At 50.8% G+C, this 24,664-nt stretch carries 23 protein-coding genes; all 23 read left to right on the top strand.

Annotated features, from left to right (window positions below):
• The 23 genes from AC07OI_RS17100 (at position 1) to hisH (ending at position 24,610) form a co-directional block, all read left to right on the top strand.
• Positions 1-900, top strand: a complete 900-nt coding sequence (locus tag AC07OI_RS17100; RefSeq protein ID WP_495258038.1) for a heparin lyase I family protein — start codon at positions 1-3, stop codon at positions 898-900.
• Positions 901-940: 40 nt separating this feature from the next.
• Entirely contained in the window at positions 941-2,041 is a 1,101-nt protein-coding gene (locus tag AC07OI_RS17105; protein ID WP_495258039.1) for an aldose epimerase family protein, read from the top strand.
• Between the two features lie 288 nt (positions 2,042-2,329).
• Positions 2,330-3,307 (top strand): phosphate/phosphite/phosphonate ABC transporter substrate-binding protein, encoded by a 978-nt coding sequence (gene phnD, locus AC07OI_RS17110; protein ID WP_495258040.1) that lies wholly within the window; start codon positions 2,330-2,332, stop codon positions 3,305-3,307.
• Between the two features lie 229 nt (positions 3,308-3,536).
• Entirely contained in the window at positions 3,537-3,878 is a 342-nt protein-coding gene (locus AC07OI_RS17115) for a hypothetical protein (protein ID WP_162043511.1), read from the top strand.
• A gap of 253 nt (positions 3,879-4,131) precedes the next feature.
• Complete coding sequence (locus AC07OI_RS17120; RefSeq protein WP_495258041.1) at positions 4,132-4,830, top strand: transposase; 699 nt, start codon at positions 4,132-4,134, stop codon at positions 4,828-4,830.
• 449 nt (positions 4,831-5,279) lie between these two features.
• Positions 5,280-9,968, top strand: coding sequence for a glutamate synthase-related protein (locus AC07OI_RS17125; protein ID WP_495258042.1), 4,689 nt, complete (start codon positions 5,280-5,282; stop codon positions 9,966-9,968).
• Positions 9,969-10,093: 125 nt separating this feature from the next.
• Positions 10,094-11,557 carry a glutamate synthase subunit beta gene (locus tag AC07OI_RS17130; RefSeq protein WP_495258043.1) on the top strand — a complete coding sequence of 488 codons (1,464 nt, stop codon included), beginning with the start codon at positions 10,094-10,096 and terminating at the stop codon, positions 11,555-11,557.
• A gap of 337 nt (positions 11,558-11,894) precedes the next feature.
• On the top strand, positions 11,895-12,698 hold the full coding sequence (locus AC07OI_RS17135; RefSeq protein ID WP_492704939.1) for an ABC transporter ATP-binding protein: 804 nt from the start codon (positions 11,895-11,897) through the stop codon (positions 12,696-12,698).
• Positions 12,695-13,465, top strand: coding sequence for a lipid asymmetry maintenance ABC transporter permease subunit MlaE (gene mlaE / locus AC07OI_RS17140; RefSeq protein WP_492704941.1), 771 nt, complete (start codon positions 12,695-12,697; stop codon positions 13,463-13,465). The genes AC07OI_RS17135 and mlaE overlap by 4 nt, the downstream gene beginning before the upstream one ends.
• A 135-nt stretch (positions 13,466-13,600) precedes the next feature.
• Entirely contained in the window at positions 13,601-14,077 is a 477-nt protein-coding gene (gene mlaD, locus AC07OI_RS17145) for an outer membrane lipid asymmetry maintenance protein MlaD (RefSeq protein WP_423005172.1), read from the top strand.
• 41 nt (positions 14,078-14,118) lie between these two features.
• Positions 14,119-14,847 carry an MlaA family lipoprotein gene (locus AC07OI_RS17150; protein WP_495258044.1) on the top strand — a complete coding sequence of 243 codons (729 nt, stop codon included), beginning with the start codon at positions 14,119-14,121 and terminating at the stop codon, positions 14,845-14,847.
• Positions 14,848-14,971: 124 nt separating this feature from the next.
• The gene (locus AC07OI_RS17155; protein ID WP_495258045.1) at positions 14,972-15,625 is read left to right on the top strand and encodes an MlaC/ttg2D family ABC transporter substrate-binding protein; all 654 of its coding nucleotides are present in this window, start codon (positions 14,972-14,974) and stop codon (positions 15,623-15,625) included.
• Between the two features lie 36 nt (positions 15,626-15,661).
• Positions 15,662-15,940 (top strand): STAS domain-containing protein, encoded by a 279-nt coding sequence (locus AC07OI_RS17160; protein WP_492705058.1) that lies wholly within the window; start codon positions 15,662-15,664, stop codon positions 15,938-15,940.
• Between the two features lie 170 nt (positions 15,941-16,110).
• Positions 16,111-17,031 carry an ABC transporter ATP-binding protein gene (locus tag AC07OI_RS17165; protein ID WP_495258106.1) on the top strand — a complete coding sequence of 307 codons (921 nt, stop codon included), beginning with the start codon at positions 16,111-16,113 and terminating at the stop codon, positions 17,029-17,031.
• A gap of 5 nt (positions 17,032-17,036) precedes the next feature.
• Positions 17,037-17,792: an ABC transporter permease gene (locus tag AC07OI_RS17170; RefSeq protein WP_492705062.1), complete on the top strand. Its 756-nt coding sequence runs from the start codon at positions 17,037-17,039 to the stop codon at positions 17,790-17,792.
• Between the two features lie 81 nt (positions 17,793-17,873).
• The gene (locus AC07OI_RS17175) at positions 17,874-18,110 is read left to right on the top strand and encodes a BolA family protein (RefSeq protein ID WP_492704947.1); all 237 of its coding nucleotides are present in this window, start codon (positions 17,874-17,876) and stop codon (positions 18,108-18,110) included.
• A complete protein-coding gene (murA, locus tag AC07OI_RS17180; protein WP_492704949.1) occupies positions 18,110-19,360 on the top strand; it encodes a UDP-N-acetylglucosamine 1-carboxyvinyltransferase in 1,251 nt (416 codons plus the stop codon). The genes AC07OI_RS17175 and murA overlap by 1 nt, the downstream gene beginning before the upstream one ends.
• Positions 19,361-20,026, top strand: a complete 666-nt coding sequence (gene hisG / locus AC07OI_RS17185; protein ID WP_492704951.1) for an ATP phosphoribosyltransferase — start codon at positions 19,361-19,363, stop codon at positions 20,024-20,026.
• 17 nt (positions 20,027-20,043) lie between these two features.
• On the top strand, positions 20,044-21,360 hold the full coding sequence (gene hisD, locus AC07OI_RS17190; RefSeq protein ID WP_495258046.1) for a histidinol dehydrogenase: 1,317 nt from the start codon (positions 20,044-20,046) through the stop codon (positions 21,358-21,360).
• A gap of 37 nt (positions 21,361-21,397) precedes the next feature.
• The gene (locus tag AC07OI_RS17195; RefSeq protein WP_495258107.1) at positions 21,398-22,171 is read left to right on the top strand and encodes a DNA-methyltransferase; all 774 of its coding nucleotides are present in this window, start codon (positions 21,398-21,400) and stop codon (positions 22,169-22,171) included.
• A 57-nt stretch (positions 22,172-22,228) separates the two neighbouring features.
• Positions 22,229-23,317: a histidinol-phosphate transaminase gene (hisC, locus tag AC07OI_RS17200; RefSeq protein WP_495258047.1), complete on the top strand. Its 1,089-nt coding sequence runs from the start codon at positions 22,229-22,231 to the stop codon at positions 23,315-23,317.
• A complete protein-coding gene (hisB, locus tag AC07OI_RS17205; protein ID WP_492704956.1) occupies positions 23,314-23,916 on the top strand; it encodes an imidazoleglycerol-phosphate dehydratase HisB in 603 nt (200 codons plus the stop codon). Before hisC ends, hisB begins: the two co-directional genes overlap by 4 nt.
• Positions 23,917-23,971: 55 nt before the next feature.
• Positions 23,972-24,610, top strand: coding sequence for an imidazole glycerol phosphate synthase subunit HisH (hisH, locus tag AC07OI_RS17210; RefSeq protein WP_495258048.1), 639 nt, complete (start codon positions 23,972-23,974; stop codon positions 24,608-24,610).
• Positions 24,611-24,664 lie beyond the last annotated feature (54 nt).

Here is a 24,664-nt window from a genome sequence, read left to right on the forward strand (position 1 = left end):
ATGTATTTACTTATCTTGTCTGGCAGCTTGCTTGCCGGTTTTACCTTGGTTTCTATTAGCGCTTTTGCCGCTGATGCGACTTCCGGCGTGACGGGTAATACCTTGTGTCTGAATGCGCAAAAACCGGGTAGCACAGATACTTATGCGCGTATAGAAAATGTTTTTGGCAAGGGTGCAGTAGAGGCCCCGGGTGATACGCACTACGCGCCAGTCAGGCCGCATATTATTGAAGCGAGTGATGATATGGTGCCAGCCTATTTTGCAGTGCTGGCGATAGACCCGACAGATGTCAACCTGGATGGCAAGACCATGGCTGAAGGTAGCGACCGATCCCGCACCGAGATCAAGATTGCGCCCAGCCTGATGGGTATGCACCAGGCCTTCAAGGCACGTGAAAATAACAGCTTTGTGTATAGCTGGCGCTTCAAGATTGATGCAGGCATGAAGTTTTCTCCCTCATTTACGCATATCCACCAGATCAAGGCCTATGGTGGCCGTTATGCTGAGCCGCCGCTGATCACTTTTACACCATTGTCCAGTGGACGTATGGAAGTGCGACAAATTGATGATTTGAAAAATGACGGTGGTGCTTATCATGTACTCGGCACAGTGGCCTTGTCGCAGATACAGGGGCAATGGATAGACGTGCGTGAGCAGATCACATTCTCAAATTCTGCAGGTCGCTATCAATTGACCATGCGCGGTCAGGACGATCAGCCTGTATTGGAAATCGACAGTGCAGGTCTGCAATTGTGGCGCACAGGGGCAGAGCACATGCGCCCGAAATGGGGGATCTACCGCAAGCACCATGCAATGCTGAATCAGGACAAGGATGATTACGTCTATTTTGCCAATCTTGGTATTACGCGCGGTGGCCAGCCGGATTCCAGTTGCCGTTAGTTCGCTAGTAAAGCTTGTCATTCTGGCGTGTATGGCGTGTATGGCGTGTATTAATACGGCCGTACTCGCAGCCCACAGTCAAGATAGTGACTGGGGCAAGACAGCTACTGGTCAGGTGGTGCAGGAACATTGCCTGCAGAATGATACACAGATGCGGGTTTGCTATCTGGATTATGGCGCGACAATAACCACTGTCGAAGTGCCAGACCGCGATGGCAGGCTAGCCAATATTATGCTCAGGCTTCCCGATCTGCCAGCTTATTTAATTACCAGGCACAGGCATGCGTCCATTATAGGGCGCTATGCTGGGCGTATAGGCAAAGCTGAATTTGCATTGAACGGACAAACTTATCGGTTGCCTGCCAATGAAAAAGGCGTCGCCCTGCATGGTGACCCGCAAGGCTTTGACAAGCGGGTGTGGTCACGCCAGGATTTTGAGGAGAACGACAGCCTGGGCACGCATTTTAATTTGCTCAGCCCCGACGGTGACCAGGGCTTTCCCGGTGAAATGCAGGTGACTGTCACTTACCGCTTGTACAGGGCGCACAATGAATTCAATATTGAATATCGTGCCGTCAGTGATAAAGCTACGGTCATCAACCTGACCAATCACGCCTACTTCAATCTGGCTGGAGCAGGCAGCAGAGGTTTGAGTACGCACCTGTTTCAAATCCATGCCGATCGTTATACTGAGACCGACAATAAACGCATACCCACAGGACGTATTTTACCGGTGGATGGCAGCGTGCTGGATATGCGAAAGTCCTCCGCCATCACACGCCGTCTTGAACAAGGTGACGCCTTGCTGGGGCAGCCAACTGCTTATGATCACAGCCTGCTGTTTGCCAATTGGGATCAGTCCTTGCGGGCCGTTGCACGTATCACTGAAACTGTATCTGGCCGGCAAATGCATATCTACACCACAGAGCCCTCAGTACAGTTCAATAGTGGTAATGGTTTTGATGGCAGTGAAGCCTCAGGCTATCAGCGTCATGACGGTTTTGCCTTTGAAACCCAGCACTTGCCCGACAGCCCGAATCACGCGAATTTCCCCTCGACTGTGCTTAACCCCGGGCAAGTGTTTAACTCTGTTACCAGTTTCCGTTTTTCTGTCACACCGCCCCGAAACGTGAACAGGTGATAGTGAGTAAAGCGCATGGCGTACTAACCGAATTCCATAGCCAAGTGTCTGGTGAATTAACTCTAAAACATTTCTTGCTTTAGGGGAATTGGTTGCTCAAATTCATCTAATGCTATAATAGCAGGCAATTGATGCACATAAATTAATCATTGTGTTTCCAATCACCATCTCCAATTCCTGTCCCAAAGTACGTCTCTGACGTCACTTGTTTGTCTGCTACCGCATACATGTTTGACCGGTCACAAGCACTGCTGTGCATTGGGTATTTGTATTTTCTATTGAGGTTTTATGTTTAAGAAAAGTTTCACTTTGATACTGCTGATCAGCAGTATGTTCATGTCCCTTGCACAAGCTGCAGAAAAGCTCACCGTGGGCCTGATTGCTACCACCAGCATAGAGGATACACGCAAGCGCTGGCAGCCTTTGCTTGATGATCTGGCAAAAAGCACAGGTACAGAAGTGACTGCTGCCATTTCTTCCAATTACAGCGATATCGTTGCTGGTTTGAAAGAGAACAAGATACAAATCGCCTGGCTGAGCAGCAAGGTCGCCCTTGATGCGGTTGAAGACGGCAAAGCCACAGTGTTTGCACAAATGGTGAAAAGCGATGGCTCACGCGGTTATAACTCCGTTCTCATCGCCTCCAGCAAGAGTGCTTTGATCAGCTTTGACCAGGTTTCTGCCAAGCCTGGCGTGTATATTTTCTCTGATGGCGATAAAAAATCGACTTCTGGCTATCTGGTTCCTGCTTATTACCTGTTTTCCAAGAACAAGATAGATCCGGCAAAACTGTTCAAGAAAGTCATCGTTGGTAATCATCAGACGAATTTCTCTGCCATTTTGCGCGGTGAAGCCGATGTAGCCACTTTTAACAGTGAAGAAATGGACAGACTGAAGAAAGAAGCGCCAGACCAGGTCAGCAAAGTGCGCGTTATCTGGACTTCGCCTTTGATACCGAATGATCCTATTTTGTATCGCAAGGATATGTCACCAGCGTTGAAAACCCGGGTGGAAGATTTCTTTATCAATTATGGCAAGCAAAAGCAGGCGCAAGTCGTCTTGAAAGATATCCTGAATCTTTCCGGTTTCCAGCGTTCTACCGATGCTCAATTGAAACCTATCGCCGATTTAACATTGTTTAGCCTTTTGCGCGATAATTTGAACAACCCAAGCCTGACGGATGTGGAAAAACAAAAGAAATTTGATGAAGTCAGTGCCCGTTTTGGCAAATTGAGCTTTGTGCTGGAAGCATCCCGCATCAAATAACTCTAAAAAGTTCCAAGTAATTTGTAAAAAAAGCTGAAATAAATACAATAAATCGAGGGATTTTGTCCTAATTCTTCCTAATTTATTGTTTTTTTATAAAATATTTAAAAAAATTTCTGACTTTTGTAACTTATCATGTCAACTGAATCGCGAACCGGTGCGTTTTCGGACTAAAGAATCTTTGCTGACACCTTCCTTTAAGCAAAGTTTCCCTTTAAGGAGTCAGAAAATGATTTACGAAATACTGGTTCGCCCTTCGGACAACAGCAAGAAAATGACTTCCGATCATTTGATCTGGATAGAAAGCAACATGACTACCCGTTCTTTCGAGAACTGGCTGCGTGAAAAATCCTTGCTGGACGGTAGTGGTCATGCGCCTGTAGCGCGTTGGAGCATTGTGCAGACTCAGCGTCCTGCACATTTTAACCTGGCAACACAGGCAAAAGCCTTGAAGAGCCGTATTTCTGAATTGATGACTGGTACTCCAGAAATCGTTGCAGTGCCGGACGCATCCCGCGCACTCAAAGCCTTCCGCTTGAAAAGCCCGGCTCAAGAACTCATCGCAGCCTGAGCGCTATGTGATTGCCAGCGTTCCGGCCAGGCCGGAAAGCTGGCGGCGGCAAAAGCTCCCTTAACAGTTCATTGCTGACCCATGTCCCGCAACGTGGGCATGGTGGTAGTGCTCATGGTGAGAGCTATGCTTGGCATCAGTTCGCTGTTGCCAGTGTGTCGCTGCACAGTCGTGTATGTGCTGGCAGATAAGTTTTGACAAGACAGACTGATGCCAAGCACAATCCAGACTCTTTTGGATTGCCCGCACAGACATGGCCAGACTAGCCCGACTCGTTATTCCGCATCAGCAACATCATGTTATCCAGCGTGGCAATGCTGGTGCCGTGATTTTTCAGGATGCCGAGGATTACAGCAGCTTTCTGGACTGGCTCAAGCAAGCTGCAAAGCTGTTTGATGTTGCCATCCATGCCTATGTACTGATGCCAGATCATCTGCATTTGTTGCTGACACCTGGTGATGAGCCAGGCCTGGGCAAGATGATGCAATGGCTGGGGCGTCACTATGTCCCTTATTTTAATCGCAAATATCAACGCATGGGCACCCTCTGGCAGGGACGTTACCGTGCAACCGTTATTGAATCCGCCAGTTACTTCATCCCTTGCAGTATTTATATGGAAAGCAATCCCCTGCGTGCCGGTCTGGTGCAGGATTTGCTCGATTACACCTGGTCCAGTTACCGGCATCATGTAGGCCTGCATATTGATCCCTTGATCACCGATCATAGCTGTTATTGGGCACTTGGCAATACACCTTTCCAGCGTGAGGCTGCCTATAAACAAAGCCTGGAACAGGGTTTGTCAAACACGCAAATCAGTGAAATTACCCAGGCCACCACCAAGGCCTGGATGCTGGGCTCCGCCAGATTCAAGATAGAAATGAGCAAGCTCACCGAGAGGCGGGTAGAGCCAGTCAAGCGTGGCCGCCCCCGCAAAACCCAGGAAACCGCCTGAGTTTTTCGTTTGCATGAACTGATCTGCAGCCTGCTTCAGTACCTGAAAATCATGCACTGAGCACAGAAAACCCAGTAAACACGGTGCTTTTTACTATGTCCCTATTTAAATATTGAAGAAAATTGATTTATTTAAAATTGACACTGACCCTAATTAAACCAGTTGCGTAATATTTTGCAGTGCACTATTCTCTGTCTTGTCCTGACAGGATTTACGCCAAACTGTCGTGCCAGCGCATTAACAACCAACAAATGCATGGCACATTTGTCCAGCGTAGCGCCATGCCCTTACCCGGAAGCCTGGCCAATAAAGTTTGATCACCCTTCAAGCTAACGTCATCAAGCTGCCATCCGCAGCCAGCAAAATTGCTGAATAGCCAAGCCAGCTATTCATGCCGACAGCTGTTTCACGTAAGTCCTGATATTGAAATTGTCCTCCGGAGATCCACTATGCACGCTCAAGGTTTATACGACCCATCCAATGAACATGACGCCTGTGGCGTAGGTTTTGTTGCCCACATCAAAGGCAAGAAAACGCATGCCATCGTCGACCAGGGTTTGTTGATTTTGAAAAATCTTGACCACAGGGGCGCGGTTGGTGCTGATGCCCTGATGGGTGACGGTGCCGGTATCCTGATCCAGATTCCTGACCAGTATTACCGTGAAGAGATGGCCAAGCAGGGCATAGTCTTGCCGCCACCCGGTGAATACGGCGTAGGCATGATCTTCCTGCCCAAGGAACATGCATCCCGCCTCGCTTGCGAACAAGAGATAGAACGTGCCGTGCGTGCAGAAGGCCAGGTCGTACTGGGCTGGCGTGACGTGCCGGTAGACCGTGACATGCCCATGTCGCCTACCGTGCGTGAAAAAGAGCCGGTCATCCGTCAGATTTTCATCGGTCGCGGCCCTGACATCATGGTGACTGATGCACTGGAACGCAAACTGTATGTGATACGCAAATCGGCAGTGCATGCGATTGAAGCCTTGAAGCTCTTGCATGGTAAGGAATATTTCGTACCATCCATGTCAGCCCGTACCATCGTCTACAAAGGTTTGCTGCTGGCTGACCAGGTCGGTGTCTACTATAAAGATTTGCAGGATGAGCGTTGTGTCTCTGCGCTAGCCCTGGTGCATCAGCGTTTCTCGACCAATACCTTCCCGGAATGGCCACTGGCCCACCCTTATCGCATGATTGCGCATAATGGTGAGATCAACACCGTCAAAGGCAATTTCAACTGGATGCGCGCTCGTGAAGGCGTCATGAAATCTGCCGTGCTCGGCGACGATCTGCAAAAACTGTATCCGCTGATATTTGAAGGCCAGTCTGATACCGCAAGCTTCGACAATGCGCTGGAATTGCTGGTGATGGCTGGTTATCCAATTGCACAAGCCATGATGATGATGATCCCGGAAGCCTGGGAAAACCACACCATGATGGATGAAAACCGCCGCGCCTTCTATGAATACCACGCTGCCATGATGGAACCATGGGACGGCCCTGCCGCCATGGCCTTTACTGATGGCCGCCAGATTGGTGGTACGCTGGACCGCAATGGCCTGCGTCCTGCACGTTACATCGTTACCGATGATGACCTGGTCGTCATGGCATCTGAATCCGGCGTCTTGCCTATCCCAGAATCCAAGATCATCAAGAAATGGCGTTTGCAACCAGGCAAGATGTTCCTTATTGACCTGGAAGCTGGCCGCATCATCGATGACAAGGAAATCAAGGATACCTACGCCAATGCCAAGCCTTACAAGCAATGGATTAAATCGGTACGCATCAAGCTCAATGAGTTGAAGGCAGCAGAAGACAAGACCGTCTACTCAGCCACCTTGCTGGACAGACAGCAAGCCTTTGGCTACACCCAGGAAGATTTGAAGTTCCTGATGGCGCCGATGGCACTGGCAGGTGAAGAAGCAATCGGCTCCATGGGCAATGATTCTTCGCTGGCTGTGATGTCGAACAAGCTCAAGCCCTTATATAACTACTTCAAGCAATTGTTTGCGCAGGTGACCAACCCGCCTATCGATCCTATCCGTGAAGCGATGGTGATGTCGCTGGTATCTTTCATCGGTCCAAAACCGAATTTGCTTGATACCAATAACATCAACCCACCCATGCGTCTGGAAGTAGCGCAACCGATACTGGATTTTGCTGATATCGCCAAACTGCGCAATATCAGCGCCAATACCGGCGGCAAGTTCAAGTCTTACGAGCTGGATATCTGCTACCCCATCGCCTGGGGCAAGGATGGTATCGAAGCGCGTCTGGCATCCATCTGTGCTGAAGTCGTCGATGCGGTCAAGTCTGGCCACAACATCATGATCATCACGGACCGCAAGATGGATGAGTACTATGTGGCGATCCCGGCTTTGCTGGCAACATCTACCGTGCATCAGCATCTGGTCAGCAAGGGTTTGCGTACCACCACTGGCCTGGTAGTCGAGACTGGCTCTGCCCGCGAAACCCATCATTTTGCCCTGCTGGCAGGTTATGGTGCCGAAGCTGTCCATCCTTACCTGGCAATGCAGACACTGGCCGATATGGCTAAGGATTTGTCGGGTGAGTTGTCGGCAGAAAAAGCCGTTTATAACTACACCAAGGCAATTGGCAAGGGCTTGATGAAAGTCATGTCCAAGATGGGTATCTCTACCTATATGTCTTACTGCGGTGCGCAGATTTTTGAAGCCGTAGGCTTGAACAAATCCCTGGTCGACAAATACTTCAAGGGCACGGCATCGAATGTAGAAGGCATAGGCGTATTTGAAGTTGCAGAAGAAGCCCTGCGCTTGCACAAGGCAGCTTTCGGCCAGGACCCAGTACTGGAAAATGCGCTGGATGCTGGTGGTGAATATGCCTTCCGTGTACGTGGTGAAGACCATATGTGGACACCGGATGCAATCGCCAAGCTGCAACATTCCACTCGTGCCAACAACTACAATTCTTATAAAGAATACGCACAGATCATCAATGACCAAAGCAAGCGTCATATGACTTTGCGTGGTCTGTTTGAATTCAAGATCGATCCTGCCAAGGCAATATCTCTGGACCAGGTAGAACCTGCGAAGGAAATCGTCAAGCGTTTCGCGACTGGCGCGATGTCGCTGGGTTCCATCAGTACAGAAGCACATGCGACACTGGCAGTGGCCATGAACCGCATAGGTGGAAAATCCAATACCGGTGAAGGTGGTGAAGATCCTGCGCGTTACCAGCAAGAGCTGAAAGGCATCCCTATCAAGCAGGGTGCGACACTGGCTTCCGTCATCGGCAAAGACCAGATAGAAGTGGATATTCCTTTGCAGGATGGTGATTCGCTGCGCTCGAAAATCAAGCAAGTCGCCTCTGGCCGTTTTGGTGTTACCGCTGAATACCTGAGTTCTGCTGACCAGATACAAATCAAGATGGCGCAAGGTGCCAAGCCGGGTGAGGGTGGTCAGTTGCCAGGCCATAAAGTATCTGAATACATCGCCAAACTGCGTTTCTCTGTACCTGGCGTGGGCTTGATTTCTCCGCCACCGCATCATGATATTTATTCGATTGAAGATCTGGCGCAGTTGATTCATGACTTGAAAAACGCCAATCCAAAAGCATCGATCTCAGTCAAGCTGGTGTCTGAAGTGGGTGTCGGTACAGTAGCTGCCGGTGTCTCCAAAGCCAAGGCTGATCACGTCGTCATCGCTGGTCATGATGGTGGTACTGGAGCCTCACCTTTGTCTTCCATCAAGCATGCCGGTACACCGTGGGAACTGGGTTTGTCTGAAACCCAGCAAACCCTGGTCTTGAATGGCTTGCGTGGCCGTGTTCGTGTGCAGGCTGATGGTCAGATGAAAACTGGTCGTGACGTCGCGATTGCCGCCATGCTGGGTGCCGATGAAATCGGTTTTGCGACAGCACCGCTGGTAGTCGAAGGTTGCATCATGATGCGCAAATGCCATCTGAACACTTGCCCGGTAGGCGTGGCAACACAAGACCCAGTCTTGCGTGCCAAATTCTCTGGCAAGCCTGAATATGTCGTCAATTACTTCTTCTTCGTTGCAGAAGAATTGCGTCAGATCATGGCACAGCTGGGTATCCGTACCTATGACGATTTGATAGGCCGTGTTGATTTGCTGGATAAATCCAAAGCAGTATCACACTGGAAGGCCAAGGGGCTGGATTTCAGCCGCATCTTCTATCAGCCAGAACTGGCCGAAGGTGCAGCGATACGCCATGTTGATGTACAAGACCATGGTCTGGAAAAAGCGCTCGATAACAAACTGATCGCCCAGGCAAAAATCGCCCTGGAAACAGGTGAAAAAGTATCCTTCATCTCGCCTATCAAAAACCTGAACCGCACTGTGGGCACGATGCTGTCTGGCGAAGTGGCCAAAAAATATGGTCACGCCGGTTTGCCGGATGACACTATCCACATCCAATTGCAAGGTACGGCTGGCCAGTCTGCTGGTGCTTTCCTGGCGCATGGCGTGACGCTGGATCTGGTGGGTGAAGGGAATGATTACGTAGGCAAAGGTTTGTCCGGTGGCCGTATCATCATCCGCCCGAATACAGAATTCCGTGGCTGGGCAGTGGACAACATCATCTGCGGTAACACGGTACTGTACGGTGCCATCTCTGGTGAAGCCTTTATCAATGGTGTTGCTGGTGAACGTTTCGCAGTGCGTAATTCTGGCGCAGTCACCGTGGTTGAAGGTACTGGCGACCATGGCTGCGAATACATGACAGGCGGCACCGTTATCGTTCTCGGTAATACTGGCCGTAACTTTGCTGCCGGTATGTCGGGTGGTATCGCGTATGTGTATGACCCGGAAGGTGAATTCGAAGCCAAGTGCAATATGTCCATGGTGACACTGGAGCCAGTCCTGGCTGGTGACGTACAAGTGGCGACCCTGGATAAGTCGATCTGGCACAGCCGCCTGCGTGGCGGTGATGGCGAGACAGATGAAGCCATCTTGCGCAATCTGATAGAGCGTCATTTCAAACACACAGGCAGTACCCGCGCCCGCAATTTGCTGGATGACTGGGCCCGCAGCCGTGCCAAGTTCGTCAAGGTATTCCCTACCGAATACAAGCGCGCTTTGGGTGAAATGTATGCAGCAAAACAGCTCGCAGCGAAAAAGGAAAAAGTCCCGGCATAGTCGAGTGAGCGTGACCGCAGCAGTCTGCGGTCACGTCCTCCTGTGTTCTCCAGACTATTTAGCTTATTTCAGTTTATTTCAGATTAAGACAGGGCAGATGCCCGCAACAAAATTGAGGTTAGAAAATGGGTAAAGTTACCGGCTTCATGGAATACCAGCGTTTGCAGGAAGCAAGCGAAGCTCCACAGTCACGCAAAAAGCATTACAAGGAATTTTTGGTGCATCTCGATGATGGCCAGGCCAAGGTGCAGGCCGCACGCTGCATGGACTGTGGCATTCCTTTCTGTAATAACGGCTGCCCCGTCAACAACATCATCCCTGACTGGAATGACCTGGTGTTCAACGGCAATTACAAACTGGCGCTCGACACCCTGCATTCGACGAATAACTTCCCCGAGTTCACAGGCCGTATTTGCCCTGCGCCTTGTGAGTCTGCCTGTACCCTGGGTATCAATAGCGATGCCGTCGGCATCAAGTCGATAGAACATTTCATCATCGACAAAGGCTGGGAAAATGGTTGGGTCCTGCCGCAAGTGCCATCGATCAAGACCGGCAAGAAAATCGCCGTGGTTGGTTCTGGTCCTGCGGGCCTGGCAGCCGCCCAGCAACTGGCGCGTGTCGGCCATGACGTGACTGTATTTGAAAAAAATGACCGTGTCGGTGGCTTGCTGCGTTATGGCATCCCTGATTTCAAGATGGAAAAATCCCATATCGACCGTCGTGTCGATCAGATGGTGGCAGAGGGTGTGACTTTCCGCACCAGCGTATTCGTCGGCAAGGACTTTCCCGCAACAGTGACCAACTGGGCCAAGGAAACCATTTCGCCTGAGCAGCTGCAAAAAGACTTTGATGCCGTCATCATCGCCGGTGGTGCAGAAACGCCGCGTGACTTGCCTGTACCTGGCCGTGAACTCAAAGGTGTGCATTTCGCCATGGACTTCTTGCCCTTGCAAAACAAAGTCAATGCCGGTGACAAGGTCAAGGACCAGATCATGGCCAGTGGCAAGCATGTCGTCGTCATTGGTGGTGGCGATACTGGTTCTGACTGCGTTGGTACATCCAACCGTCATGGCGCCAAATCTGTAGCCCAGTTTGAACTCATGCCGCAACCACCAGAGCAAGAAAACAAACCCATGGTCTGGCCTTACTGGCCAACCAAGTTGCGCACCTCTTCTTCGCATGAAGAAGGTTGCGACCGTGACTGGGCAGTAGCGACCAAGCGTCTGGAAGGCAAGGCAGGTAAGGTAGAGAAGCTGATCGCCTGCCGCGTTGAGTGGAAAGACGGCAAAATGCAGGAAGTGCCAGACTCTGAATTTGAAATGAAGGCCGACCTGGTTTTGTTGGCCATGGGCTTTGTCTCGCCAGTACAACAGGTGCTGGATGCCTTTGGTGTTGATAAGGATGCACGCGGCAATGCAAGGGCGACGACAGATGGCACTGGCTGTTACAAGACCAATGTCGACAAGGTGTATGCCGCAGGTGACATGCGCCGTGGTCAGTCGCTGGTAGTGTGGGCGATACGCGAAGGGCGTCAATGTGCGCGTGAAGTGGATGCCTTCTTGATGGGCGATTCTGTTTTGCCTCGCTAATCCTGGTTGAAAACCGTGTCCGTCACCAATATTTCTCGGTGGTGACGCTCACACGGTCTTGATTTGCCTCCCTAAATCAGAGGCAAGTCCGCTGCGGCAAGTTGGTATTTGCGGGAGTTTTGCAAATAACTGACTTGCCGTTCATTAAAAAATTTATTTTCATCCCCCTCATTTGAATTAAATTTGGAAAAATGCGCATTTATCGCGTTTTGCTTGAAATAGCGCCAATATTCTGAATATTCGTCAATTAGTTGTTTTTATGTCATAGTTGTCTGTACAACCCTCTTTGCCTTTCTGCATTACAATCTAGTTTTTATAAAACTATCTCCCCATTGCTGTGCCAAATCTTGTAGAAATTCGCGATATCCAGTTTGGGTATGGAGACCGGACTATCCTGTCTGAACTCCGTATGGATTTCCCACGCGGTAAACTGATTGCCGTCATGGGTGGTTCAGGTTCCGGCAAGACCACGATCTTGCGTCTGATAGGTGGCCAGATCCGTGCTCAGCGTGGCAGTATCAAGGTCAATGGTCAGGAAATCGGTGAGCTTGATACCCAGGGCTTGTACACCATACGCAGGAAAATGGGCATGCTGTTCCAGCATGGTGCCTTGTTCACAGACCTGAATGTCTTTGATAACGTCGCCTTCCCCATGCGTGAACATACTGACCTCAGCGAGGCCATGATACGTGACCTGGTGCTGCTGAAATTACAGGCGGTTGGCCTGCGCAATGCAGCGGGCCTCATGCCAGCGGAAATTTCTGGCGGCATGGCCAGGCGCGTAGCACTGGCCCGTGCAGTGGCGCTGGACCCTGAATTGATCATGTATGACGAGCCCTTTGCCGGGCTGGATCCTATTTCCATGGGTGTTGCTGCCAATCTGATACGGAACTTGAACGACGCTTTGGGGTCTACATCCATCCTGGTGTCGCATGATGTGCATGAGACCTTTGCCATTGCCGACTATGTCTACTTCCTGTCCAAGGGCAAGATCGTCGCGCAGGGTACGCCAGAAGAAATGCGGGTGTCTGAAGACCCGTATGTAAAACAGTTTGTGCATGCAGAGGCAGATGGACCCGTGCCTTTCCATTATCCCGGTGCATCCCTGCAGGCGGACCTGGGTTTGGAGAAGTGCGCATGATCATAGAAAAAATTGGTGGTTTTGTCAGATCGGTTATGGCTGATCTGGGTTATGCGGCTCGCAGTTTTTTTTCCATCCTGGCAAATTGCCTGGGTTTGTGGCGCAGGCCGCGTCTGGTAACAGACCAGATCCATTTCATCGGCAATTATTCCATGGTGATTATTGCCGTATCGGGATTATTTGTCGGTTTCGTGCTGGCCTATCAGGGTTATTACACCCTGAACCGTTATGGCTCTGAAGAGGCGCTGGGTTTGCTGGTGGCATTGTCGTTGACCCGCGAACTCGGGCCAGTTGTGACTGCTTTGCTGTTCGCCGGACGTGCCGGTACTTCGTTGACGGCAGAAATAGGCTTGATGAAGGCTGGTGAGCAACTGGCTGCGATGGAGATGATGGCAGTTAACCCTATACAAAGGGTGCTGGCACCGCGTTTTCTGGCAGGCATCATCGCCATGCCAATACTGACTTCCATCTTTAATGCCATGGGCATTATTGGTGGTTATGTCGTTGGTGTGAAATTGATAGGTGTTGATAACGGCGCGTTCTGGTCGCAGATGCAGGCAGGCGTAGAAGTATTTCAGGATATAGGTAATGGTGTTGTCAAAAGCATAGTTTTTGGTTTTGCAGTAAGCTTTGTTGCATTATTCCAGGGTTATGAAGCGCAGCCTACTCCTGAAGGTGTAGCGCGTGCCACCACCAGAACGGTGGTCATATCCTCTTTGCTGGTGTTGTGGCTGGATTTCCTGTTGACAGCATGGATGTTTCAATAGACCAGGCCTGACCCGTACTTTGGGCTGTGCCGGCAGTGCATTTGGCATTGCAGCTGAATTATTTGTTAAGACCTGCAACGAGGCAGGGTGTTTGGCAAAATGGCAAGAAATCGTAAGAATTGGTGGAAAAGAAAAATGCAAAAAAAATCTCTCGACTTTTGGGTAGGCCTGTTTGTGTTGCTGGGTGCGGCTGCACTGTTGTTTCTGGCACTCAAGGCGGGCAATTTAAGCTCTCTGTCCTTTGAGCAGACGTATACTGTCACAGGGCGCTTCGACAATATAGGCGGCCTCAAGCCAAGAGCCGCAGTGAAAAGCGCAGGTGTGGTGGTAGGGCGCATCAGTGAAATCAAATTTGACGATAAAACTTACCAGGCGACTGTCGTCATGGAGTTGGAAAAGCGTTACAAATTCCCAAAAAATTCATCCATCAAGATACTGACAGCAGGCTTGCTTGGTGAGCAATATATAGGTTTGACAGCAGGCAGTGATGAAAAATTGCTGGTTGCTGGCGACAGAATTACATTTACCCAGGATGCCATCGTGCTGGAAAGCCTGATCAGTCAGTTCCTGTTCAGCAAAGCAGCAGACGGCAATACGGAAGAAAAAAAATGACAAGAACAGATAAGTTTCCTGCAAGTAGCAGGATGTTAGCCATGTTGCTACTGCTGACCAGCGTTTTGCTGACTGGTTGCAGCACGGTGTCAGTAGAAAAAATCAAGGACAAGGCTGACCAGACTCTTGATGTATTAAGCACCAAGACCAATATAGGCAAAAACCCACGTGATCCACTGGAGGGGTTTAACCGTGCCATGTTCAGCTTTAACGACACTGTCGATACAGCAGTAGTCAAGCCGGTCGCACAGGCTTACCGTGCTGCTACGCCCAGCTTTGTGCAAACTGGTATAGGTAACTTTTTCAGCAATATTGGTGATGTCTGGAATGCAGTCAACAATTTGCTGCAGGGCCGGGTCAATGACAGTGCTACTGACGTCATGCGGTTTGCCGTGAATACCACCATAGGTATAGGTGGTTTGATTGACATAGGTTCGGCTGCTGGCATGCCCAAACATAATGAAGATTTTGGGCAGACACTGGGGCGCTGGGGTGTCAAGTCTGGCCCTTACCTGGTCTTGCCGGTATTGGGGCCATCGACAGTACGTGATGCCCTGGCTACGCCAGTCGATATGCGTGGTGATCTGTGGTACTACAAGCGCCCTATGTATATCAAGAACATAGGCTCGGTAGTGCGTCTGGTTGACAAGCGTGCATCGGTATTGGATGCCGGTAGCTTGCTGGAAGAAGCAGCACTTGATAAATATGTATTTTTCCGCGATGCCTATCTGCAACGCCGTGCGGGTCAGGTAAGTCCTGACGCTGATTAAATAGCTGCTTTGAAATTGTAAGAATTGGTGTAGGTGTGGTGAACTGGGTCAACCGCCGAGGCTGCTGACAAGTTAACTGCTCATGTGCGGTGTTTGCCGCAAAATCAGGAACAGGAATAATAAAATGAAACGAACTCTGACAAAATTTTTTAACTTTGTATTTGCCAGCCTGCTTATCACTGGCCTGGCCAGCGGTGCAGCACAAGCACAGGAAGCGCCAGATGCACTGATCAAACGCCTGAGCCAGGAAATCCTGGATACGGCAAAAAATGACAAGGATATCCAGGCCGGAAATCAAAAGAAAGTCTATGACATGGTGGAAAGCAAGATACTGCCATTCATCGATTTCCCGCGCATGACTTCCCTGGCTGCCGGTAAAAGCTGGAAAGAAGCGACGCCTGAACAGCAAAAGCAGCTGACCAATGAATTCCGCACTTTGCTGGTATTCACGTATTCTGGTGCGATTTCCCAGATCAAGGATCAACGCGTCGAATTCAAGCCTATGCGTGCTGATCCAACTGATACTGAAGTTGAGGTACGTACCCAGGTTATACAGTCACGTGGTGAGCCTATCGTCTTGAACTATCGCCTGGAAAAATTGGCAACTGGCTGGAAGATTTTTGACATCAATGTACTCGGTGCCTGGTTGGTGGAAACGTACAAAGGCAGTTTCTCTGCTGAAATCACCAAATCTGGTATTGATGGCCTGATCAAGACCCTGGCTGAGAAGAACAAGAAACTGGCTGCTGCCAGTGCGGCAAAAAACGCAGCGAAATAAAACGCAAGATATAACGCAAAATCAGTCCGGGAACGTATTGTGTATACAGTAACAGGTGAGCTTAGCCATGATAATGCCAATGCAGTTGTTACTGCAGGCTTGTCTGCCATAGCTGCAGGCCAGTCAGAGTTCGACTTGTCGGCGCTGACGAAAATTGATTCCAGTGCAGTCGCCGTCTTGATAGCCTGGCAACGTCAGGCTATAGAGCGTGGCGTGCAATTGCAATTTAGCGGGTATTCTGCCAACCTGCTGAGCTTGCTCACCCTGTACGGTCTCAACGAGCAATTCCAGCTTCATCCATCAGAGCGACATTGATCGCTTTCTGAATCTATTTCCTGAAAAGCATGCCTGTAAGAATACAGGCATGCCATTTCAGATCAAATCCCGAAAATCCCCTATAATCAAAGGTTTCGTCGCTTTAGCGACCAGAAACCGGGTTTTCCGGTTCTTAATTCCCTGATGAGCACTTAGTGCAAACACGCCAGATGGCAGCCATACAAATTAGCAACATACAAAAACGCTACCAGTCGCTACAAGCACTGGGTGGTGTTTCACTCACGATAGAAGAGGGTGAATTTTTCGGTTTGCTGGGGCCAAATGGTGCAGGCAAGACTACCCTGATATCCATACTGGCAGGCCTTAACCGTGCCGATGCCGGTAATATCGCCGTGCAAGGCCATGATGTGGTCACGGATTACCGCAATGCCCGCAAGAAGCTGGGCGTGGTGCCGCAAGAGCTGGTATTCGATCCCTTCTTCACCGTGCGTGAAACCCTGCGCATGCAGTCCGGCTATTTTGGTCTGAAGAATAATGATAAATGGATAGACGAGGTCATGGAAAACCTCGACCTGACCAATAAGGCTGACGTCAATATGCGCGCCTTGTCAGGCGGCATGAAGCGTCGTGTGCTGGTCGCGCAGGCGCTGGTGCATAAGCCGCCCGTTATTGTGCTGGATGAACCGACTGCCGGTGTCGATGTGGAACTGCGCCAGACACTGTGGCAATTCATTGCCCGCCTGAACCGGGAAGGCCATACTGTCGTCCTGACCACACATTACCTGGAAGAAGCGCAAGCCTTGTGTAACCGCATCGCCATGCTGAAACTGGGCAAGGTCGTGGCCCTGGATAGCACGGCAAATCTGATCAAGCGCATCTCGGGCTCACAATTGCGCATCACCCTGGCGGCAAGCGGTGTAGTGACTTTGCCTGCCAGCTTGCGCGACAAAGTAATTACCCATGAAACCCCATCAGATCCACGTCAGTTTGCCCTGCGCGTGACTGACTACAACCAGGTAGAAAGCATGCTGGCTGCTTTCCGTGCAGATGGTTGTGTTATCGAAGATATGCATTTATTGCAAGCTGATCTGGAAGATGTCTTCCTGCAAATCATGGAGGGCAGCAAATGAGTAGCTTGACCGGTTTTAATACCCTGTTCTACAAAGAAGTATTGCGTTTCTGGAAAGTGGCAACACAAACCATCACTGCGCCTATCATGACTGCCATCCTGTACTTGCTGATTTTCGGCCATGTGCTGGAAGAGCATGTACAGGTTTATCCTGGCGTCAAATACACGGCCTTCCTGGTGCCTGGCCTGGTCATGATGAGTGTTTTGCAAAATGCGTTTGCGAATTCTTCTTCTTCACTGATCCAATCCAAGATCACCGGTAACCTGGTGTTCATCCTCTTGCCACCGCTGTCGCATTGGGAAATTTTCAGTGCCTATGTACTGGCAGCGATCTTGCGCGGTGTTGCAGTAGGTGCTGGTGTCTTTATCGTCACTGCTTGGTTTGCTGACCTGCATTTTGTTGCACCATGGTGGATAGCGATTTTCGCTTTTCTTGGTGCTGCGATGCTGGGCACCATGGGTTTGATTGCCGGTATCTGGGCAGAGAAATTTGACCAGCTTGCGGCCTTCCAGAACTTTTTGATCATGCCTGCCACCTTCCTGTCTGGCGTGTTTTATTCCATCCATTCCCTGCCTGGCGTGTGGCAAAGTATTTCGCGCTTCAATCCATTTTTCTACATGATTGATGGCTTCCGCTTTGGCTTCTTCGGCAAATCCGATGTTGATCCTTTGCATAGCCTGATGATTGTTTCCGTGTTTTCATTATTGCTGGCGACGATTGCCATTCAGATGTTGAAACGTGGATATAAGTTAAGACACTGAGTACGACACTGAATAAGTATCAAGTAAAAAACAATACGCAGTAAAACAATTGCTTCACCATTTTGATCAAGAGAGTTAGCCGTGTTTCCTACGCCCGAACAAATTAAAAATTACATTGCAGCCGGTCTGGAATGTACGCACCTGGAAGTCGAAGGCGACGGCCAGCATTTCACAGCAGTCATCGTGTCTACAGCCTTTGCTGGCAAGCGCCCGATACAGCGCCACCAGATCGTCTATGCCGTGCTGGGTGACCGCATGCGTGAAGAAATACATGCCCTTTCCATGAAAACCCTGACGCCAGAAGAGTACGCTGCATAATGGATAAATTATTGATTACAGGCGGCAATCGCCTGAATGGTGACATCACGATTTCCGGCGCAAAAAATGCTGCACTGCCTATCCTGTGCGCAGGTTTGCTGACCTCGGGTAACGTTGAATTGCATAACGTACCTTCGCTGCAAGATGTCAGCACCATGCTGAAATTGCTCCGTCAAATGGGTTTGCAAGTCACGCAGGAAAATGGTGTGACCACACTCAATGGCGCAGCCATAGACAAGCTCGAAGCACCCTATGACCTGGTGAAAACCATGCGCGCATCGATACTGGTGCTCGGCCCCTTGCTGGCACGTTTTGGTGAAGCGAAAGTATCTTTGCCAGGCGGTTGCGCGATAGGTTCGCGCCCGGTCGATCAGCACATCAAAGGCTTGCAAGCCATGGGTGCCGAGATCAATATTGAAGCAGGTTACATCCACGCCAAGGCCAAGAAACTCAAGGGTGCACGCATAGTCACCGACATGATTACCGTGACAGGCACAGAGAATTTGCTGATGGCCGCGACGCTCGCCGAAGGTGAAACCGTGCTGGAAAATGCCGCACGCGAACCTGAAGTCACTGACCTGGCCAACTTGCTGGTTGCCATGGGTGCCAAGATAGAAGGCATAGGCACAGACCGCCTCGTCATCCAGGGTGTAGACAGCCTGCACGGTGCTGCCCATACCGTGATCGCTGACCGTATAGAAACCGCAACCTTCCTTTGTGCAGTAGCTGCCACTGGTGGTGACATCACCTTGAAAAACACGCGCAGTGACATCCTCGATGTCGCACTCGACAAATTGCGTGAAGCTGGCGTGATACTGACGACAGGCCCGGACTGGATACGTGCGCAAATGAGTGGTCGCCCCAAGGCGGTTGGTTTCCGCACGACTGAATATCCTGGTTTTCCGACCGACATGCAGGCGCAATTCATGGCACTGGACTGTATCGCCCAAGGTACCAGTATCGTCACTGAAACGATATTTGAAAATCGTTTCATGCATGTGCAAGAAATGAACCGCCTGGGTGCGAAGATAGAAATTGATGGCCACACTGCCATCGTGAACGGTGTTGATAAACTCATCGGTGCGCCTGTCATGGCAACTGATTTGCGCGCATCCGCCTCACTGGTGATCGCCGCCATGGTAGCCGAGGGTGAAACCCTGATCGACCGTATCTACCATCTGGATCGCGGCTATGACCGCATGGAAGTCAAACTCTCCGCAGTCGGTGCACAGATACAGCGAGTCAAATAAATGTCTTCACCCACCACTCCACAATTGACACTGGCCTTGTCCAAAGGTCGCATCTTTGAAGAAACCCTGCCTTTGCTGGAAGCGGCAGGCATACGCGTCACCGAAGATCCAGAAAAATCGCGCAAGTTGATACTGGCGACCAATGATCCTGACGTGCGCGTCATCATCGTGCGCGCATCTGACGTGCCTACTTATGTGCAATATGGCGCGGCTGATTTTGGCGTGGCAGGCAAGGATGTCTTGCATGAGCATGGTGGTGCTGGCCTGTACCAGCCTATCGATTTGAACATCGCCAAATGCCGCATGTCGGTTGCCGTATCTGTGGGCTTTGATTATGAAAATGCTGTGCGCCAGGGTGCGCGCCTGCGGGTTGCGACCAAGTACACAGAAACTGCGCGCCAGCATTTTGCTGCCAAGGGTGTGCACGTCGATCTGATCAAGCTGTATGGTTCGATGGAACTGGCACCACTGGTTGGTTTGTCAGATGCGATCGTCGATCTGGTCAGTACTGGCAGCACCCTGCGAGCGAATAATTTGGTGGAAGTGGAGCACATCATGGAAATTTCTTCGCGTCTGGTGGTTAACCAGGCCGCGCTGAAGTTGAAACGTGAGCGCCTGCAACCGATACTGGAAGCATTTGATCGTGCCTCCAAAGCCAACGCATAATTGATGAAGAGAAAAGCATGGCATCCCTGATTACCCGGCTTGATACAACAGATGCAGATTTTTCCAGGAAACTGACTTCACTGCTGGCTTTTGAAGCGAGTGAAGATGAAGCGATAGACCGCGCCGCTGCGCAGATTTTGGCCAGCGTCAAAGCCAGTGGCGACACTGCCGTGCTGGAAGCGACCAATCGTTTTGACCGCCTGAATGCCAGCAGCGTTGCCGCGCTGGAATTGACGCAGGAAGAAATGCAGGCAGCACTGGCATCCCTGAATATAGAACGCCGCACTGCGCTGGAAACCGCGGCAGCACGCGTACGCGCCTATCACGAAATTCAAAAGACAGAATGTGGCTCTGCCGGTTTCAGCTATACCGAAGCTGATGGCACCGTACTCGGCCAAAAAGTCACGCCACTGGACCGCGTGGGTATTTACGTACCTGGCGGCAAGGCAGCTTATCCTTCATCCGTATTGATGAATGCGATACCCGCTAAAGTAGCTGGCGTCAAACAGATCATCATGGTGGTGCCCACGCCAGACGGTGTAAAAAATCCCCTGGTCTTGGCGGCTGCTGCCATTGCTGGTGTTGACCGTGTCTTCACCATCGGTGGTGCACAGGCTGTTGGCGCCCTGGCCTACGGCACGGCAAGCATACCGCCAGTTGATAAAATCGTTGGTCCAGGCAATGCCTATGTGGCCGCCGCCAAGCGCCGCGTGTTTGGCGTGGTCGGCATAGACATGATCGCCGGCCCATCCGAGATTCTGATCTTGTGCGATGGCACGACAGACCCTGATTGGGTCGCCATGGATTTGTTCTCACAGGCTGAACATGACGAACTGGCGCAATCCATTTTGTTGTGTCCGGACGAAGCTTATATCGAAGCAGTGCAAGCCAGCATCATCAAGCTGCTGCCGGACATGCCCAGGCATGAAGTGATACGTACTTCCCTGGCCAATCGCGGTGCGCTGATCAAGGTGCGCGATATGGATGAAGCCTGCGAAATTGCCAACAGCATCGCAGCTGAACACCTGGAGATTTCTGCAGAAAATCCTCAGCAATGGGCAGACAAGATACGTCATGCCGGTGCCTTGTTCCTCGGTCGCTATTCGTCTGAATCCCTGGGCGATTATTGCGCTGGCCCTAACCATGTCTTACCGACTTCACGCACGGCGCGTTTCTCTTCACCGCTGGGCGTGTATGACTTCCAAAAGCGTTCATCGATGATTTTTGTCAGTGAGCAGGGCGCGCAGACGTTGGGCAAAGTAGCCGCAGAGCTGGCCTATGGCGAAGGCTTGCAGGCCCATGCGCGCAGCGCAGAATTGCGGCTCAAGCCATGAAAGCAAAATTGCTGGCTGCTATGAATACCTGCATATGATGGCCGAATGGCGTAACCAGGTTTTTTGTGAAGATGCGCTGCAAGGTCTGGCGCGTCTGCCTGATGCCAGCATAGACTTATTGCTGGCCGACCCACCGTATGGTCTGGGCAAGGATTATGGCAACGAGTCTGACAAGATGGAGTCGGCTGCTTATCTGGAATGGATGGCGCAGTGGATAGACTTGGCCCTGCCCAAGCTGAAGGCCAATGGCAGCTTGTATATCTTCCTGACCTGGCGTTATTCGCCTGAAGTCTTTGTCATGCTCAAGCAACGTATGAGCATGATGAATGAAATTATCTGGGACAGACGGGTGCCATCCATGGGTGGTACCGTACGGAAGTATTCATCGGTGCATGACACCATAGGGTTTTTTGTCAAAGCCAAGGATTATTATTTTGACCTGGATGCGATACGCATCCCGTATGATGCAGCCACCAAGAAAGCCCGCAGCCGCAAGATTTTTGAGGGTGCGAAGTGGCTGGAAATGGGATTCAATCCCAAGGATGTCTGGAGTGTGTCGCGCCTGCACAGAGAGCATGCCGAACGTGAAGAACATCCCACCCAAAAACCGCTCGAAATCATCGAGCGCATGATCAAGGCTTCCTGCCCACCCGGCGGTGTTGTTCTCGATCCCTTCATGGGCAGCGGCACCACCGCCGTAGCTGCCAAACGTTGCGGGCGTGATTTTGTCGGATTTGAATTAAATCCCGACTATTGCGCAATGATAGAAAATCGCCTGGCCTCCATCGACACGGAAGAACTTTCTGCCTGATTTGTGTTGAACAGTGTTGAGCAGAGGTCTGCGTGATTTTCAATGTACTAGCTGAACATGGAGCAAGAATTGAGCATCACCAAACTGATACGCCCTGAAATCGCCAGTCTGTCTGCATATCACGTGCCGGACGCCAGCGGTTTTGTGAAGCTGGATGCAATGGAAAACCCTTACCTGTTGCCACCTGACATGCAGCAGGAACTGGCCACTCATCTGGCAGGCGTTGTACTGAACCGTTATCCACAACCTGCCTATGCCAGCCTCAAGCAATTGATTGCCGACAAACTCGGTGTGCCTGCGGGCCATGACATCGTCCTCGGCAATGGCTCGGATGAACTTATCAGCATGGTCTCCATCGCCTGCGCCAAACCGGGGGCCAAGGTGCTCGCACCTGTGCCCGGCTTTGTCATGTACGCCATGTCTGCCCTGTTTGCCGGGCTGGAATTTGTCGGTGTGGACCTGAACCCTGATTTCACGCTGAACAAGGCAGCCATGCTGGCGGCTATTGCTGAGCATCAACCAGCCATCACTTACCTTGCTTATCCCAATAATCCCACCGGCACGCTGTATGACGCGGATGACATGTTCGCTATTCTGCACGCGGTAGGCGATAAAGGCATCGTCATCGTCGATGAAGCCTATCAGCCATTTGCCCAGGCCAGCTTCATGTCACGCCTGGCGGAGTTTGATAATCTGGTCGTCATGCGCACAGTCTCCAAACTCGGCCTGGCAGGCATACGTCTCGGTTATATGGCTGGCAATAATGCCCTGATGCATGAATTTGAAAAAGTGCGCCCGCCTTACAACATCAATGTACTGACGCAGGCAGCAGCAGAATTTGTGCTGAGCAGGGTCGAGGTACTGGATGCTCAGGCAGCAGAATTGCGCCAGCAGCGCACGGAACTAATGGCTGCTCTGGCAAGCTTGCCAGAGGTGCAAGTCTTTCCTTCTTCTGCCAATTTTGTGCTGATACGTGTTGCGAATGCCGAACAAGTCTTTGTGAAATTACGCGAACAAAAAATTTTAGTCAAAAATGTAGGTAAAATGCATAATCTGCTGGGTAACTGTCTGCGTATTACAGTCAGCACCCGTGAAGAGAATGCTCTTTTTCTTGCTGCCCTGGCAGCATCTTTATCATCAAAATGAATAAGCCCATAGAACGCATTGCGGCGGTTACCCGCAATACCAATGAAACACAAATCCGTGTTGCCATCAATCTTGATGGCACAGGCCAGCAAAAACTCAATACCGGCGTCCCTTTTCTGGACCATATGCTGGACCAGATTGCCCGTCATGGCCTGATTGATCTGGACATAGAAGCCGTAGGCGACCTGCATATTGATGCTCATCATACGGTAGAAGACGTTGGTATTACCCTGGGCCAGGCATTTGCCAAGGCGATTGGTGATAAAAAAGGCATACGCCGCTATGGCCATGCTTATGTGCCTCTGGACGAGGCATTGTCGCGCGTGGTCATTGATTTTTCTGGCCGTCCAGGCCTGGAATACCATATCCCCTTTACCCGCGCCATGATAGGCAATTTTGATGTCGATCTGACCCGTGAGTTTTTCCAGGGCTTCGTCAATCATGCTTTAGTCAGCTTGCATATCGATAACTTGCGCGGCGACAACTCCCATCATCAATGCGAAACTGTGTTCAAAGCCTTTGGCCGTGCCCTGCGCATGGCAACTGAGCTGGATGCGCGTGCGGCAGGAATCATCCCCTCGACCAAAGGCAGCCTTTGATCGTAATGCCAATACAGATAGCAGACACGAGATACCAGCTTGCTGGTGATTCATTATGAATAAAATTGTAGTAGTAGATTATGGTATGGGTAATTTGCGCTCGGTAGCGCAAGCCCTGCGTGCGGTAGCACCGGAAGCGAATGTGCTGATTTCTGGCGAAGTTGCCGATATCCGTAGTGCAGACCGCATTGTTTTACCAGGGCAGGGTGCCATGCCGGACTGCATGAGTTGCCTGCGCGAATCGGGCCTGCAAGACGCCTTGCTGGAAGCTGCACGCAGCAAACCCCTGTTTGGTGTTTGTGTGGGTGAGCAGATGTTGTTTGATGTCAGCGAAGAGGGTAATACCCCTGGCCTGGGTCTCTTGCCCGGTAAAGTGGTACGCTTTGAACTGGATGGGCAATTGCAGGCAGATGGCTCGCGTTACAAAGTGCCACAAATGGGCTGGAACCGTGTGCATCAATCGCAGTCTCATGCCTTGTGGCAAGATATTGCTGATGATGCCTATTTTTATTTTGTGCACAGCTATTATGCCCAACCTGCAAATACGCAACATGCGGTGGGCTTGACGGATTACGGCAGCCTCTTTGCCTGTGCAGTAGCACGTGACAATATCTTTGCTACCCAGTTCCACCCTGAAAAGAGCGCCACAGCTGGCTTGCAACTGTATAAGAATTTTGTACACTGGAAACCATAAGTGGCTCTGTAGTGTCTGATGTAAATTGTTTACCCTGATTTTTAACTGGTATTG

This window comes from Undibacterium sp. GW821-FHT07F11 (genome assembly GCF_059418665.1).

Excerpts from the sequence above, each read along its gene's own strand:
- AC07OI_RS17100 (WP_495258038.1), top strand. The coding sequence starts at position 1 with ATGTATTTACTTATCTTGTCTGGCAGCTTGCTTGCCGGTTTTACCTTG.
- AC07OI_RS17105 (WP_495258039.1), top strand. The coding sequence starts at position 941 with ATGGCGTGTATTAATACGGCCGTACTCGCAGCCCACAGTCAAGATAGT.
- phnD (WP_495258040.1), top strand. The coding sequence starts at position 2,330 with ATGTTTAAGAAAAGTTTCACTTTGATACTGCTGATCAGCAGTATGTTC.
- AC07OI_RS17115 (WP_162043511.1), top strand. The coding sequence starts at position 3,537 with ATGATTTACGAAATACTGGTTCGCCCTTCGGACAACAGCAAGAAAATG.
- AC07OI_RS17120 (WP_495258041.1), top strand. The coding sequence starts at position 4,132 with ATGGCCAGACTAGCCCGACTCGTTATTCCGCATCAGCAACATCATGTT.
- AC07OI_RS17125 (WP_495258042.1), top strand. The coding sequence starts at position 5,280 with ATGCACGCTCAAGGTTTATACGACCCATCCAATGAACATGACGCCTGT.
- AC07OI_RS17130 (WP_495258043.1), top strand. The coding sequence starts at position 10,094 with ATGGGTAAAGTTACCGGCTTCATGGAATACCAGCGTTTGCAGGAAGCA.
- mlaE (WP_492704941.1), top strand. The coding sequence starts at position 12,695 with ATGATCATAGAAAAAATTGGTGGTTTTGTCAGATCGGTTATGGCTGAT.
- mlaD (WP_423005172.1), top strand. The coding sequence starts at position 13,601 with ATGCAAAAAAAATCTCTCGACTTTTGGGTAGGCCTGTTTGTGTTGCTG.
- AC07OI_RS17150 (WP_495258044.1), top strand. The coding sequence starts at position 14,119 with ATGTTGCTACTGCTGACCAGCGTTTTGCTGACTGGTTGCAGCACGGTG.
- AC07OI_RS17155 (WP_495258045.1), top strand. The coding sequence starts at position 14,972 with ATGAAACGAACTCTGACAAAATTTTTTAACTTTGTATTTGCCAGCCTG.
- AC07OI_RS17165 (WP_495258106.1), top strand. The coding sequence starts at position 16,111 with ATGGCAGCCATACAAATTAGCAACATACAAAAACGCTACCAGTCGCTA.
- murA (WP_492704949.1), top strand. The coding sequence starts at position 18,110 with ATGGATAAATTATTGATTACAGGCGGCAATCGCCTGAATGGTGACATC.
- hisG (WP_492704951.1), top strand. The coding sequence starts at position 19,361 with ATGTCTTCACCCACCACTCCACAATTGACACTGGCCTTGTCCAAAGGT.
- hisD (WP_495258046.1), top strand. The coding sequence starts at position 20,044 with ATGGCATCCCTGATTACCCGGCTTGATACAACAGATGCAGATTTTTCC.
- AC07OI_RS17195 (WP_495258107.1), top strand. The coding sequence starts at position 21,398 with ATGGCCGAATGGCGTAACCAGGTTTTTTGTGAAGATGCGCTGCAAGGT.
- hisC (WP_495258047.1), top strand. The coding sequence starts at position 22,229 with ATGGAGCAAGAATTGAGCATCACCAAACTGATACGCCCTGAAATCGCC.
- hisB (WP_492704956.1), top strand. The coding sequence starts at position 23,314 with ATGAATAAGCCCATAGAACGCATTGCGGCGGTTACCCGCAATACCAAT.
- hisH (WP_495258048.1), top strand. The coding sequence starts at position 23,972 with ATGAATAAAATTGTAGTAGTAGATTATGGTATGGGTAATTTGCGCTCG.